The sequence below is a fragment of the Neptuniibacter sp. QD48_11 genome (assembly GCF_047778095.1).
Lineage (GTDB): Bacteria > Pseudomonadota > Gammaproteobacteria > Pseudomonadales > Balneatricaceae > Neptuniibacter.
Window position 1 is genome coordinate 464,645 of sequence record NZ_CP180551.1, and the last position, 13,768, is coordinate 478,412.

Genomic DNA, 13,768 nt, shown 5'->3' on the forward strand with positions numbered 1-13,768 from the left:
AAAAAGTTTCTTATCTTTCTGTTCAAGCTGTCCCTTTTGGGCATGGTGATTGGCGGAATCGGTTTGATCTATCTGGATGTCCAAGTCAAAAGTAAGTTTGAGGGTAAGCGCTGGGCATTGCCTGCCAAAGTGTATGCGCGGCCTCTCGAGTTGTATCCGGGACAGGTATTAGATCGCCAAGCGTTAAAGGATGAATTGAAAGGCTTGGGCTACCGATTTGTAAATCGTGCGGATAAACCGGGGATGGTGGAATGGGCTTCCAGTCGTGCTCGCGTGTATACCCGTGGGTTTAGTTTTCCTGATGGTGATGAGAGCGCACAACGTTTATTGCTGAGCTTCAGTGGCAATCAGTTAGTTTCGATTAAAGATAGTCGTGGTTCGATCGTTCCGTTAAGTCGTCTAGAGCCGATCCTTATCGGTGGTATTTACCCTCGAGATAATGAAGACCGTGACCTGATTCGTTTGGATCAAGCACCACAACTACTTTTGGACTCATTGATTCAGATAGAGGATCGCGATTATTACAGCCACTTCGGTGTCTCGCCAAAAGGTATCGCGCGTGCAATGTGGGTTAACCTGAAGGCGCGACGCTTTATTCAGGGCGGTAGTACCCTGACACAGCAGTTGATCAAAAACTTCTATCTAACCTCTGATCGAACCTTGGCGCGTAAGCTCATGGAGATCCCTATGGCGGTGCTATTGGATCTTCGCTACAGCAAGGATGAGATTTTAGAGGCCTATCTGAACGAAGTTTACTTGGGACAATCGGGCTCCCGTGCAGTGCATGGTTTTGGTCTGGCGAGTCAGTATTACTTTGCCCAACCTATTAATGAATTGAAACTTCATCAGGTCGCACTATTGGCTGGTATGGTGAAGGGCCCATCTTACTATGACCCAAGACGTCACCCGGAACGTGCTAAAGCGCGTCGTGATCTTGTGTTGAAAGTGCTGCAAGAACAGGGCGTGATCAGTATGAAAGATCGTCTAGATGCTGAGAAACGTGGCTTAGGTGTGGTTAAACAGCGTAGCCTTCATAAAGGTGCTTATCCTGCCTATCTCGATCTTGTAAAACGTCAGTTGCGTGAAGAGTACCCTGAAGATGTGCTTAGCTCAGAAGGTTTGCGAGTATTCACTAGCTTAGATCCAATGGTTCAAGCGAATACTGCAGCGGCTCTGACCAAAACCATAGGCAATTTAAAGAAACGCTTCGGCAAACCGGTCACTGCATTGCAGGGCGGAATTGTAGTCACTGATCCGCAAACCGGTGAAGTATTGGCGCTGGTGGGTGGTAAAAACGCCCGCTATCAAGGCTTTAACCGCGCTTTAGATGCGCGCCGTCCAATCGGTTCTTTGGTGAAACCAGCAGTCTTTTTGGCGGGGTTAGAAGAGGGTTATACCTTGGCTTCCCTTTTGGATGATCAGCCGATTAGTGTGCCGCTTCCTGGTGGTAAGAGTTGGGTGCCGCAGAACTTTGATCGTCAAAGCCACGGTAAAGTGCCGCTTTATCTATCTTTAGCGAAATCCTATAACCAGAGTACTGCCCAATTAGGTATGGATATAGGTTTGCCGAAAGTGATCGATACCTTAGAACGTTTAGGTATCTCTCGTGATCCCAAACCTTACCCCTCGCTTTTGTTGGGCGCGGAGTCGATGAGCCCATTTGAGATTGCGACGGTTTATCAGACGATTGCTGCAAATGGTTTTAGAACGCCGATGCGTGCTATTCGTTTGGTTACGGACTCAGAAGGGCAGGAGCTTTCTCGCTATCCATTTGAAGTGAAACAGGTGGTGACTGCGGAGAATATGCATCTGATTCAATACGCGTTACAAGCGGTTACCCGAGAAGGTACAGGGCGCTATATCTATAGCCGTCTGCCAGGTTCAATTAATGTGGCTGGTAAGACCGGCACTAGTAATGGTCAGCGCGATAGTTGGTTTGCTGGTTTTGCAGGAGATCGCATGGCGGTGGTCTGGTTAGGGCTGGACGACAATGGCAAGCTACCTTTTACCGGTTCGGGAGGTGCATTACGCGTTTGGACCGAGTTAATGGTAAAAGAACGACCTCAGTCACTTATGGCGGTTCAGCCTGAAGAGATTGAGTATCACTGGATTGAAGAAAAAACAGGTTTGATCTCTGCCGAACAATGTCAGGGTGTGCGACAATTGCCGTTCATAAAAGGTACAGCTCCGCAAGATTACGCTGAATGTGCCGGAAATCAGCAACAAGAATCTATGGATTGGTTTGAACGATGGTTCAGATAATTAAGAGATATAAAACAGCTGGAGCACTTTTAACAGCATTGGCTTTGACTGGGTGCGTGAGTGGAACAGGAGTATACCGTCCCCCTGTAGAGGATCGATCAGGACAAGATGGTGTTATTCAGTCAGCCGAATCTGCAACAGGTGTTCAAATCAAACCTACGGTTGTTCGAGAATCGCGAACTGAGAACCCTGTCGCCGTTCCAGTTCCGACGCCTGTGACTGCTCGCGCTCAAAACCCTGCTGTCATTGCTTTGTTAAACAGTGCCAATCAGCAGAAAAATAGAGGGGCGATGCAGGCAGCAGAAAGTAATCTTGAACGTGCACAACGGATCGCTCCTAGGGATCCGGAGATCTATTATCAATGGGCTGATGTACGTCGCCTAGAAGGTCAGTGGGCTCAAGCCGAGCAAATGGCCCTCAAAGGCACAAATATGGCTATTGGTGATGTCGTTATGTTGCGAAGATTGTGGTTGCTAATTGCGGATATTCGTCAAAGTTCAGGTGATCGTTCAGGTGCAAATGCAGCCCGAACTAAAGCGCTGAATTACTAATCGGATAAGCACTAAAAAGCAGCCTAAATGGCTGCTTTTTTATGCGTGAAATAGGCAGGTCGAGATCGTTTAAGGAAGCTTTTCTTTTCCAAGGGCTATGCTCAAAAGTATCAGAGCAACAGCAAGAACTGAATGATACAGAGCTGGGTCGGCCAAATGAGGCATTAGACTTGCTTGACTATAAACAAGGGTCGAAACTGCAATCGCAATTGCGGATGCAGTACCTGCTGCTTTAGTGATTAGCGGTTGCATTCTTAAACAGCTGATTAGCAAAGCAAGTGCAGATAGTACTGCACATGCTTGGCTGTAGGTGACCCCTACCTCGCTTCGGCGGCAGAGTTCAAATAGGGCGAATAATACTAACAACCAGCGCCCCCATGCTGCACGTGACCACTCCTTCTTCCAAGCATAATCAAACATGGCGCTTGCTATTAAAGGGATTGCCGCAAAGTAAGCTAGGTTATCAAGCAGGCGCCTGAACGTGACTGAATCTTGATCTGTTCCTTGTAGCAGGAGTGCGCCAGCACCTGAGCAAGCGATAAATGCAGCAGCAAGGCTAATGACCATACTGGCAGTATGATCATGTTTCTCGCCTACTCTATAACTGCGCCCTGCTAAAAATAGAGCGCTGGCAATCAGAAGCGCATTGCCAGCTATGATAGCTACGGTCATTTTAGATTCGCAAAAACGTGGTCAGCCGCTGCGAGTGTTTTCTCAATATCTTCCTGTGTATGTGCAGCAGATACAAAGCCTGCTTCAAATGCTGAAGGTGCTAGATATACACCTTGTTCAAGCATGCCATGGAAGAATTTAGAGAAACGATCAGCGTCGCACGCCATAGTTTCAGCGAAGCTAGTCACTTGCTCTTGCTCAGTGAAGAATAGACCGAACATGCCACCGACACGGCTAGTGGTAAATGGAATACCATTTGCCATCGCTACAGCTTCTAAACCTTCGGTTAGTAGCTCTACTTTTGCGCTTAGTTGCTCGTAGAAACCTGGTTTTGAAACGGCGTTCAGCATCGCTAGGCCTGCAGCCATTGCGAGTGGGTTACCGGAAAGCGTACCCGCTTGGTAAACAGCGCCTAGCGGAGCGATATGCTCCATAATCTCTTTCTTACCACCAAACGCGCCTACTGGTAGTCCACCGCCAATAACTTTACCTAGCGTCGTTAGGTCAGGTGTTACGTTATAAACAGACTGTGCGCCACCCAGTGCTACACGAAAGCCCGTCATTACTTCGTCAAAGATCAGAACCGTGCCGTATTCATCACATACTTCACGAAGACCTTCTAGGAAGCCAGGAATCGGAGGGATGCAGTTCATGTTGCCGGCTACAGGTTCAACGATGATGCACGCGATCTGATCACCGATCTCGGCGAATGCTTTACGAACGCTGTCGATATCGTTGTGAGTCAAAGTGATGGTGTGTTCAGCAAGAGAGGCAGGAACGCCAGGAGAGCTAGGCTCGCCTAAAGTCAGCATGCCAGAGCCTGCTTTAACCAATAGAGAGTCGGAATGACCGTGGTAGCAGCCTTCAAACTTAACGATTTTATCGCGCTTAGTGTAACCACGTGCCAGACGGATCGCACTCATAGTTGCTTCTGTACCAGAGCTAACCATACGGACCATGTCTAAAGATGGCATGATCTCGCAAACCTTGTTTGCCATCTCGATTTCGATCTCAGTTGGCGCGCCAAAACCTAGACCGTTATCTAAAGAAACGCGTACAGCATCGATTACTTCACTGTTGCAATGACCTAAGATCATTGGTCCCCAAGAGCCAACGTAGTCGATGTATTTGTTACCGTCTTCATCAAACAAGTAAGCGCCTTCGCCTTGTTTGAAGAAGATTGGGGTGCCGCCTACACCTTTAAATGCACGCACAGGAGAGTTAACTCCACCGGGAATGTGAACTTGAGCTGCTTGGAAAAGTTCTTCTGAACGGGACATCTTTATTCTCTCTGAAATCAATTAGTGAAGAGCTGGTGGAACTGTTTTGCTGCTGCAGTCACTTTTTTGTTCGCGTATAGCGCATGTATGACGGCAACCATATCGGCACCTGCTGTTACAATCTGGTCGGCATTATCCACGCTAATGCCTCCAATCGCCACTATTGGCAAGTTAACTTTGTCTTTTACATCTTTAACCAACGAAAGAGGAGCTGGCTTGGCATTGGGTTTAGTTTTCGATGGGAAGAATGCGCCGAATGCTAAATATGAAGCACCGGCTTGTTGTGCTTTTAAGGCTAGCTCCAATGAATCATGGCAGGTTACACCGATGATCGCGTCTTCGCCTAGCATTTCGCGAGCTTCCTCTATTGCGCCATCGCTTTGTCCCAAGTGCACACCTGCGGCACCAATACCTGCAGCTAAGCCCGCATCATCATTGATGATGAGCGGGATTTTGTTCTTTTTACAAATAAGGTTTAAAGCCGATGCTTGCTCAACGCGTTTTCTAAGATCGGATGATTTATCTCGATACTGAATGATCTTCGTGCCGCCCTGTATGCTTTGTTCAACTTTGCGCAGCATTGTTTCAGTATCGGGCATTAGGTCGGAATCAGTAATGCCGTATAGGCCTTTTAAACTGTATGTCATAGATCAGTCTTTGCGGTAGAAGTCTTCAATTTGGCTTCGGGTTAGTAGGCCCGTAATTTTCTTCTGATTATCTAGAACGTATAAAGCTTCGGTACTTTTATTATTCATTCTATCCAGAGCTTCTTGTAGTGTTGCTTTGCTATCGATACTACTAGCATCGAGACGAAGTGCCGGTATCTCTAATAGATCAATATCCTTATGTGGTTCAAAGTTATTTCTAAGGTGAAGATGCAGATCTCCAGGGGAGAGGAAACTGAAGTCATTATCTTTTTCTACCAGAACCCAATCGGGGCTAGTCTCTAAGGCATGTTGAGCGCCTTTTTCGGAGACGATTGCAGTACTTTTTACAAAATTCGTTGTCATGATGCTTTGTACAGCTGAGCCATTAAGTATCTGGGCAATAGGTTTATATCGATAATCCAACCCTTGTAACTGCATACTGATAACAAAGATCGACGGCATTTTGAAAACGTAGCGGGCGATCAAATTTGAAACTACAATGGAAATCATTGCGGGAAAAATAATATTCGGATTGGATGAAAGCTCCAATATCGCTACCAGCGCGGCCATAGGCGCGTTGGCAACAGCGCCCATCATACTGCCCATACCCAATAGGGCATAGAATCCAGAATTTGCTACATCTTGGTCAACGGCACTAGCACCAAAGATACCGAGAATTCCTCCCGCCATAGCGCCTATGAAAAAGGTAGGCCCGATAAGTCCTGCTGGAACACCAAGGCCAAGAACAATCGGTGTCAGAACGCACTTGGCTAGCACTATGCCTATTAGTAAACCAATACCCACTTCGCCATGTAAAACAGAGGTCACTGTGTCGTAGCCCAATCCCATTATTTGTGGATAAAACAGAGCCATTGAGCCAGTGAGAATACCTGCCAATATTAACTTGGATCTATACGTGAAGACGGAATGATCGGACCACTTCATCGTTGCACGCATTAGCGCAATAAATAGAACGGCTAAAAGCCCAATAATAAGGCCTAAAAAGGCCACGTAAGGAATTTCATGCAGAGACACTATATGTAGTTGAGGGACAGTAAGTACTAACTGATTTCCTAGCATTATCTGGACAACTAGCGTGCCTGTTGCTGCAGCAACCATGACTGGCATAAAACCGATGACGGTGTATTCCAGTAATATGACCTCCATGGCAAAGACGACGCCTGCTAATGGGGTGTTAAAGGTAGCGGCAATACCTGCGGCAGCGCCGCAGCCTGCCAGTATTCTTAAAGTATTGTTGGGTAGTTTTAATCTTTGCCCAAGTTGGCTACCACATGCTGCACCTAAGTGAATAGCTGGGCCCTCTTTACCGACAGAGTGACCGCACAGCAGAGCAATTGAAGCAGCGATAAGTTGAACGACAGCGTTCACCAAAGGCAGATTGCTTTGATGGTAAGCCATTCGTTCCAATAAGTGAGCAACACCTACTTTGCGATTAAGTGGGGTGACGCGTGATAAAACCGCTATCAATAATAAGCTGCCGACAATAGGGAGGAAGAAATGATACCAAGAGGAAAGTCCTTCAAAGTTATCACTGTCACCTCCAGGTAAAAAGCTAGAAAGCGGGAGTTCAAGCAATAACCGAAAGCTGCCTAAAACAAGACCGCACAGCAATCCGCAGATTAACCCTAGGATAACCATTTGGGGCAATGCTTCACTGTGAGCAAGGCGATGGCGGAAATGGTCAAGAGAAAAAGTATTTCGCAGCATAAGCTAGATTATTTATTAATAGTCATAAGGGTCTTAGTTTCTGTATTATACGTTACCAGTTTTTCATCCCTTATGAGAGGTTCCTGTGATTAAGGTAGGTATTGTAGGTGGTACCGGTTATACCGGTGTAGAGTTACTTCGTTTGTTGGCAAATCATCCTCAGGCAAAAGTAGAGGTTATTACTTCTCGCTCAGAGGAAGGCGTCAGTGTGGCTGACATGTATCCCAACCTTCGAGGACACCACGATCTGCGCTTTACCGTACCGGACGTGGAAACTCTAAGTGGTTGTGATGTGGTTTTCTTTGCGACGCCTCACGGAGTTGCGATGAATATGGCAGCAGAGCTTGTTGGTAAGGGGGTTAAAGTCATTGATCTAGGTGCCGACTTCAGAATCAAGGATCTGGAGCTTTGGTCTAAGTGGTATGGCATGGAGCATACACAACCAGAGATGGCAGAATTGGCTGTGTATGGTTTGCCAGAGGTTAATCGTGAACAGATCAAAGATGCGCAGTTGATTGCTTGCCCAGGTTGTTATCCAACGGCGACGCAGCTTGCTTATCTGCCTCTATTGGAAAACAAACTGATCGATCACCGTCGTCTAATTGCTGACTGTAAATCGGGTGTAAGTGGTGCTGGTCGTGGTGCGAAGGTTGGTATGTTGTTGTGCGAAGCGAGTGAAAGCATGATGGCTTACGGCGTGCCGGGTCATCGTCACCTGCCTGAGATTAAGCAAGGTCTTGCGTTAGCAGCAGAACGTCCAGTGCATCTGACGTTTGTTCCGCACCTAACGCCGATGATTCGTGGCATTCATTCTACTTGCTACGGCGTGTTAAAAGATCCTGTTGATCACGATCTACAAGCGATCTTTGAAGAACGTTACGCAAATGAGCCATTTGTTGATGTTATGCCTGCAGGTAGTCATCCACAAACAAGAAGTGTTAAAGGTGCGAACGTTTGCCGTATCAGCGTTCATCGTCCTCAAGGTGAAGACACGGTGGTTGTATTATCTGTGATTGATAACCTTGTTAAAGGTGCTGCGGGTCAGGCGGTTCAAAATATGAACATTATGTTTGGTTTTGAAGAGACTGCCGGTCTGAATGTTGTTGGCTTAATGCCTTAATACTTGACTGAATTAGTCGGTTAAGGCGATAATTGTGCTCAGCTTAATTGAGTATGGTCGTTATGATAGAAACAGTTGATCCGATTGCAGAGCCGGAGATGGTATTTACTACTTCTGCCGCTGCTAAAGTAAAATCTCTTATGGAAGAGGAAGAGAATGATAGCCTGAAGTTACGTGTATTTATTACAGGTGGCGGCTGTGCCGGTTTCTCTTACGGCTTCACTTTTGATGAAAATGCTGCAGATGATGACACTGTGATCGAGCGTGATGGTGTGTTCATGGTGGTAGATCCGATGAGCTTCCAATATTTAGTTGGTTCTGAAGTGGACTTTAAAGAAGGTCTTCAAGGTTCTCAGTTTGTGATTAACAACCCGAACGCAACGACAACTTGTGGTTGTGGTTCATCCTTCTCTATCTAGCTGTTTCTGTTCAGCTTAGTCTAAGCTTACATATGATAGTAATAGGTTATCTCTTGTTATGAGGGGGCCTATTACTATATCTTCTACTCTGTCGTAGGTTATTAATTTAAGTCCTCTAGGGGAATAATATGCGTCAGTTGGTTTTTTCTGTTTTCTGTATGCTTTTTTCTGGCTTGCTCATGGCCCAGCCACTGCAGTCGCCTATTTCTCCAGATGTCGCTAATGATCGTTATCTTGCGTTGATTAAGAAACACACGCCTAGTGAAGTTGAAATGCTTTTTCAACGAGCGAGTATGCTCGTCGATGAGGTGGAGAATCTTTCATCCTACGAGCCGATCGTGTTTGTTTTGCATGGTGATGAAGCGCATGCTTTTCGGCATCAGAATATGAATCAGTACAAAAGTTTGTTAGAGCTTGCTGAACGATTAGATTCAAATAATGTGATCGATATTCGTGTATGTGAAACATGGATGCGAGCGAATGGTGTAGAGCGCTCAGAGTTACCTGCGTTTATCGATACGATCCCTCTAGGTCCTGCAGAACAGGTTAGGCTTCGCCAACAAGGCTATCTATACTTTTAGGCTTGATAGATAGCGCCTAGAATCCGATCCCCTTTTGCGCCGGTAACATTTGGATTGTTGCCGGCTTTTCCATCTAAGCAGCGCATAGCTAACCAAGCAAAGGCTGCTGCTTCCATCCAATCTGCATCAATACCGATATCGTCACTGTTACTGACGTTAATGGCTGGCAATAGATCAGATATACGTCGCGTAAGTGCCTGATTGAAACTACCACCACCACAGATATATAGCTCAAATACCTGGCTAGGAATGTGTGCTTTTATAGCATCGGTTATGCTGGTGGCGGTCAATTCAAGCAGAGTGCGTTGTACATCTTCCGCTTTAATCTCTGGAAACGTGGCTAGTGTTTGTTTTAGCCAGGCTAAATTGAACTGTTCCCTGCCAGTGCTTTTAGGTGGAGGTTCGGAAAAATACTCGATAGAGCTTAATTGATCTAAAAGGTCCTCATTAATGGAGCCAGTTAGTGCCCATTCGCCATTTTGATCGAAGGGGAGGTCTCGACAGTGTTTGATCCATGCATCTAATAAAGCGTTACCCGGACCTGTATCAAAGCCAAGAATACTGTGTTCTTCGGATTTTGGAAGGAAAGTAAGGTTAGCCATCCCACCAATATTCAGCAGAATGCGATTACTTTCATTAGAGTGCAGCATTGCATGATGAAACGCGGGAACCAAAGGGGCGCCTTGACCATTAGCCGCCATATCACGACGTCGAAAATCTGCCACAGTGGTGATACCGGTTAGTTCAGCAATTTGGTTTGCATCACCTATTTGCAAAGTGAAGCCGAATTCTGGACGGTGACGGATGGTTTGACCGTGGCTGCCGATTGCTGAAACTTGCTCGGCAGATAAGCCGTTTTTGCTTAAAAGATCATTTACGGTTTTGGCGAAGAGCTTGCCTAAAGATCTATCTACCTTGCCCATTAAGTCAATTTCATGATCGCCGGGCTGGGTCAGTATCAAAATATCATTCTTTAAAGTTGCTGGAATCTCTTCAGCGTGCGTGGCTACCATTTCAAAATTTGGCTTAAATCTAACGGCAACTGCGTCGATACCATCCAGACTGGTACCTGACATTAACCCAATAAATAGATCCTTCTGACTCATGCTTAACGATTGCTCTGTGCAAGTGTGGTGGCTTGGTGAGTTTCAAGCTGGGCTAATAAGCTACTCGCCGTTTCCGTGAAGGTGCTTCGCTCAGCTTTGGCGATAGGAGACGCTTGTGGCAATTTAACTGTCAGAGGGTTCTTGTGAACGCCATTGACGCGAAACTCGTAATGAAGGTGAGGGCCACTCGCAAGGCCTGTTTGACCAACAAAACCAATCACTTGGCCTTGCTTAACGCGAGTGCCGACACGTTGTCCACGTTTAAAATTGCTCATATGGGCATAAAGGGTGGTGATATTGCTACCGTGTTGGACGATTACAACATTGCCAAATCCGCCTTTTCTACCACGGAATGTGATTTTTCCTTCGCCAGCAGCTTTAATTGGAGTGCCTGTTCGAGCAGCATAATCCACACCCTTGTGAGCGCGAATGCGATTGAGTACAGGGTGTTTGCGGTTTAGGCTAAAGCGAGAGCTGATACGGGCGAAATCTACCGGTGAGCGAAGAAAGGCTTTGCGCATACTATAGCCTTCAGGTGTGTAGTAGCTGCTATCGCCTTGGGTATTTGTATAACGAAGAGCGGTGAATTTATTGCCTCTGTTAGTAAATTGAGCGGCAATAATAGGGCCTTCGCCAATTTTCTCGCCATCTAGATAATGTTCTTCATAAATAAGACTGAAATCGTCGTTTTTACGAATATCTAGGACGAAGTCTACGTCCCAGCCAAAAATGCTGGCGAGCTCCATTATCTTCTTGCTGGAAAGTCCAGCTTCTTCGCCTGCTAAAAAAAGCGAGTCTTTGATTGTACCGGCTGTGAATTGCTGTCTGACTTCGGGCGTTCTGATAACAGAATTAATCTGGAAGGCGCCGTTAGGGGCGGTATGCAGCAGGGTGTATTTAAGTTTGGATTCAATATGTTTGAGCTTGCTTAACTTACCGTTCTCAATGACGAAGCTTAATGTTTGACCTGGGAATAGGCGGGTGAATGCTTTGGTTTCTTTACCAGCAGCAGCTACATGGTAAACATCGCGTGGTGTTAGTCCTGCCTTTTTAAACATGGACGTTAAATTGTCACCATTGCCTACAGTGTATTCGACCCAGTTATTTTCAGGTATAGAAGGGGTTGCAGCAGCTGTTTGGACTGGATTGGTTTCGATAACTGTTTCGGCTGATGTCGTTTCTGCGCTAGAAGTGGTTGATTCAGGAGATATAAGCGGCGCAGTAGGTGGAGTGGTTGATAGGTCGCCTCGAGTCGCTTCAACTTCTTGTGATGGAAGCAGTAAAAGAGTCAGGCCTAAAATAAGAACGCAGGCACTGACAGCCACTAAGTGAACCGTGGGAAAATTTCCACGGAACTGTTTAACGCGATTTAGCACCCTATACCCCTTCATTATTATATTGGGTTGCTGAAAATTGAGCGTTGCATTATGCCACTGTCATTAAAGAAAGTCGGCTTAGTTGAATAAAACTTAAGGATTGCTTAACGATAACTCAGAAAAATTGCTGAGAACTTATTTGTTTGCAGGCTTAGCAAGGGCTAAAATAGCCGCTTCGAATTTTTAGCCGTAATTTAAAGGGCAAGCAAAAGCAATGAGTGAAGCACTATTAAACGACCTACAAGCGCGCGGGCTAGTGGCGCAGATGACAAGCGAAGAAGATTTGGCAAAGCATCTTGCTGAAGGCAGTGTGACTCTTTATTGCGGCTTCGACCCTACAGCAGATAGCTTGCATATTGGTAGTCTAGTACCACTACTAACATTAAAGCGTTTCCAAGAGTTTGGTCACAAACCGCTTGCACTTGTGGGTGGGGCGACTGGCCTAATCGGTGACCCGAGCTTTAAAGCGCAAGAGCGTAAGTTAAATGATGATTCAACAGTAGCTGGTTGGGTTGAGAAGCTTAAAGCGCAGGTTAGTGCGTTTGTAGATTTCGACTGTGGTGCTAATAGTGCTGAAGTTGTGAATAACCTAGATTGGACGCAAAACGTAAATGTACTAACTTTCTTGCGTGATATTGGTAAACACTTCTCTGTTAACCAGATGATAGCTAAAGAGTCAGTGAAGCAACGTATTGATCGTGAAGGTGAAGGCATCTCTTTCACTGAATTCACGTACATGATTTTGCAATCGTATGACTTCCAGCAGTTAAATGCTACTCATGGTTGTACTCTACAGATCGGTGGTTCTGATCAGTGGGGTAATATTACAGGCGGTACTGAACTGACTCGTCGTATGAATGGCAATCAAGCATTTGGTTTGACGCTACCGCTTATTACTAAGTCAGACGGTACCAAATTTGGTAAAACTGAGTCGGGCACTATATGGCTAGATGCAAACAAAACATCTCCATATGCTTTCTACCAGTTCTGGCTACAAACAGCAGATGCAGATGTATACCGATTCCTAAAATATTTCACGTTCTTGCCTGTAGTAGAGATTGAAGCGCTAGAAAAAGAAGATGCAGAGCGTCAAGGTCGTCCAGAAGGTCAACGTGTTCTTGCTGAAGAAGTAACGCGCCTTGTCCATGGTGACGAAGGATTGGCTGCGGCTAAGCGTATTACAGAAGCGTTGTTCTCCGGTGAAACATCTGAATTAAGCGAACAAGATTATGCGCAACTAGCTCAAGACGGTTTGCCATCATCTGTAATTAACCCAGCAGAAGTGGCTGAAACACCTTTAACTACTATCTTGTCAGAAGCGGGTATGGCGCCAGGCGGCAAGCAAGTTAAAGATGCTCTACAGCGAAATGCGGTTATTGTTAACGGCAACGCACACGGCTTTGAAGATAATATGAAAGCGACAGAAGTGTTCGCCGAGTCAAATGCGCGTTTTGGCAAGTACTTCTTAGTTAAGCTAGGCAAAAAGAAACATCATCTATTCTCTCTATAAGTCATAAGAGGGAAAATAAAGAAGGCGTTGAGGTAAAACTCAGCGCCTTTTTTGTATCTGTTGACTACTATTTATACTCCGTTGATTAATGCTTGATCGATTTGCGGATTTGTAAGTTTTTTTCAACTTTTTGCACTTTTTTTAAGATTGGGTGTTGACCCTTTTTCAGATGTCTGTAGAATTCGCCGTCCTTGCTTAGGGAGGCCGCTTTTAAAGGGGCTGCAGAGCTGAGTGAGGTGCTTAGTAAGTGATTGAAAACATTGGTTTTTAAGATTTCTTACGGAGCAGGATTCAAAGTCCGGTTGCTGAGTAAAAGCTTTTTACAAAATTGCAAAATAAACGGTTGACTTTGAATGAGCGCACAGTAGAATATGCGCCTCGCTTGAGACGAAACGCTGAGTCAGCGGAGAGTCAAAAAAGCAACGCTCTTTAACAATTTGATCAGATAATTCGTGTGGGCGCTTGTTGAGAAGAAGCAAACTTTTTCTAGACAAGCAACCAAGTGAATTCATTTAA

At 45.7% G+C, this 13,768-nt stretch carries 12 protein-coding genes; 6 read left to right on the plus strand and 6 right to left on the minus strand.

Annotated features, from left to right (window positions below; all coding sequences use genetic code 11):
* Positions 1-42: 42 nt before the first annotated feature.
* Together mrcB and ACMXYU_RS02105 are read left to right on the plus strand one after the other, a co-directional pair.
* Positions 43-2,262, plus strand: coding sequence for a penicillin-binding protein 1B (gene mrcB / locus ACMXYU_RS02100; RefSeq protein WP_415901090.1), 2,220 nt, complete (start codon positions 43-45; stop codon positions 2,260-2,262).
* Positions 2,250-2,813 carry a tetratricopeptide repeat protein gene (locus tag ACMXYU_RS02105; RefSeq protein WP_415899982.1) on the plus strand — a complete coding sequence of 188 codons (564 nt, stop codon included), beginning with the start codon at positions 2,250-2,252 and terminating at the stop codon, positions 2,811-2,813. Before mrcB ends, ACMXYU_RS02105 begins: the two co-directional genes overlap by 13 nt.
* Positions 2,814-2,882: 69 nt before the next feature.
* Here the strand turns inward: ACMXYU_RS02105 and ACMXYU_RS02110 are convergent, their stop codons facing one another.
* Genes ACMXYU_RS02110 through ACMXYU_RS02125 form a run of 4 tightly spaced genes read right to left on the minus strand, consistent with a single transcriptional unit; the run spans position 2,883 to position 7,140 of the window.
* The gene (locus ACMXYU_RS02110) at positions 2,883-3,485 is read right to left on the minus strand and encodes a hypothetical protein (RefSeq protein ID WP_415899983.1); all 603 of its coding nucleotides are present in this window, start codon (positions 3,483-3,485) and stop codon (positions 2,883-2,885) included.
* Positions 3,482-4,765 (minus strand): glutamate-1-semialdehyde 2,1-aminomutase, encoded by a 1,284-nt coding sequence (gene hemL, locus ACMXYU_RS02115; protein WP_415899984.1) that lies wholly within the window; start codon positions 4,763-4,765, stop codon positions 3,482-3,484. The genes ACMXYU_RS02110 and hemL overlap by 4 nt, the downstream gene beginning before the upstream one ends.
* Before the next feature lie 17 nt (positions 4,766-4,782).
* Positions 4,783-5,412: a thiamine phosphate synthase gene (gene thiE / locus ACMXYU_RS02120; protein ID WP_415899985.1), complete on the minus strand. Its 630-nt coding sequence runs from the start codon at positions 5,410-5,412 to the stop codon at positions 4,783-4,785.
* A 3-nt stretch (positions 5,413-5,415) separates the two neighbouring features.
* Positions 5,416-7,140 carry a chloride channel protein gene (locus ACMXYU_RS02125; protein ID WP_415899986.1) on the minus strand — a complete coding sequence of 575 codons (1,725 nt, stop codon included), beginning with the start codon at positions 7,138-7,140 and terminating at the stop codon, positions 5,416-5,418.
* An 85-nt stretch (positions 7,141-7,225) separates the two neighbouring features.
* On the opposite strand from ACMXYU_RS02125, the gene argC reads away from it, so the two are divergent.
* From argC to ACMXYU_RS02140, 3 genes are all read left to right on the plus strand, one after another.
* Entirely contained in the window at positions 7,226-8,260 is a 1,035-nt protein-coding gene (argC, locus tag ACMXYU_RS02130; RefSeq protein ID WP_415899987.1) for an N-acetyl-gamma-glutamyl-phosphate reductase, read from the plus strand.
* A gap of 62 nt (positions 8,261-8,322) precedes the next feature.
* The gene (gene erpA / locus ACMXYU_RS02135; RefSeq protein ID WP_415897441.1) at positions 8,323-8,679 is read left to right on the plus strand and encodes an iron-sulfur cluster insertion protein ErpA; all 357 of its coding nucleotides are present in this window, start codon (positions 8,323-8,325) and stop codon (positions 8,677-8,679) included.
* 128 nt (positions 8,680-8,807) lie between these two features.
* Positions 8,808-9,260, plus strand: coding sequence for a hypothetical protein (locus ACMXYU_RS02140; protein ID WP_415899988.1), 453 nt, complete (start codon positions 8,808-8,810; stop codon positions 9,258-9,260).
* Here ACMXYU_RS02140 and ACMXYU_RS02145 read toward each other — a convergent pair.
* The gene (locus ACMXYU_RS02145) at positions 9,257-10,366 is read right to left on the minus strand and encodes an anhydro-N-acetylmuramic acid kinase (protein WP_415899989.1); all 1,110 of its coding nucleotides are present in this window, start codon (positions 10,364-10,366) and stop codon (positions 9,257-9,259) included. The two genes, ACMXYU_RS02140 and ACMXYU_RS02145, sit on opposite strands and share 4 nt — an antisense overlap.
* Before the next feature lie 2 nt (positions 10,367-10,368).
* Complete coding sequence (locus tag ACMXYU_RS02150) at positions 10,369-11,742, minus strand: OapA family protein (protein ID WP_415899990.1); 1,374 nt, start codon at positions 11,740-11,742, stop codon at positions 10,369-10,371.
* Between the two features lie 214 nt (positions 11,743-11,956).
* Here ACMXYU_RS02150 and tyrS point away from each other — a divergent pair, with 214 nt between their 5' ends.
* On the plus strand, positions 11,957-13,252 hold the full coding sequence (gene tyrS / locus ACMXYU_RS02155; protein ID WP_415899991.1) for a tyrosine--tRNA ligase: 1,296 nt from the start codon (positions 11,957-11,959) through the stop codon (positions 13,250-13,252).
* Positions 13,253-13,768 lie beyond the last annotated feature (516 nt).

Bases quoted from the DNA above. Each gene is read 5' to 3' on its own strand.
- mrcB (WP_415901090.1), top strand. From the start codon at position 43: ATGGTGATTGGCGGAATCGGTTTGATCTATCTGGATGTCCAAGTCAAA.
- ACMXYU_RS02105 (WP_415899982.1), top strand. From the start codon at position 2,250: ATGGTTCAGATAATTAAGAGATATAAAACAGCTGGAGCACTTTTAACA.
- ACMXYU_RS02110 (WP_415899983.1), bottom strand. From the start codon at position 3,485: ATGACCGTAGCTATCATAGCTGGCAATGCGCTTCTGATTGCCAGCGCT.
- hemL (WP_415899984.1), bottom strand. From the start codon at position 4,765: ATGTCCCGTTCAGAAGAACTTTTCCAAGCAGCTCAAGTTCACATTCCC.
- thiE (WP_415899985.1), bottom strand. From the start codon at position 5,412: ATGACATACAGTTTAAAAGGCCTATACGGCATTACTGATTCCGACCTA.
- ACMXYU_RS02125 (WP_415899986.1), bottom strand. From the start codon at position 7,140: ATGCTGCGAAATACTTTTTCTCTTGACCATTTCCGCCATCGCCTTGCT.
- erpA (WP_415897441.1), top strand. From the start codon at position 8,323: ATGATAGAAACAGTTGATCCGATTGCAGAGCCGGAGATGGTATTTACT.
- ACMXYU_RS02140 (WP_415899988.1), top strand. From the start codon at position 8,808: ATGCGTCAGTTGGTTTTTTCTGTTTTCTGTATGCTTTTTTCTGGCTTG.
- ACMXYU_RS02145 (WP_415899989.1), bottom strand. From the start codon at position 10,366: ATGAGTCAGAAGGATCTATTTATTGGGTTAATGTCAGGTACCAGTCTG.
- tyrS (WP_415899991.1), top strand. From the start codon at position 11,957: ATGAGTGAAGCACTATTAAACGACCTACAAGCGCGCGGGCTAGTGGCG.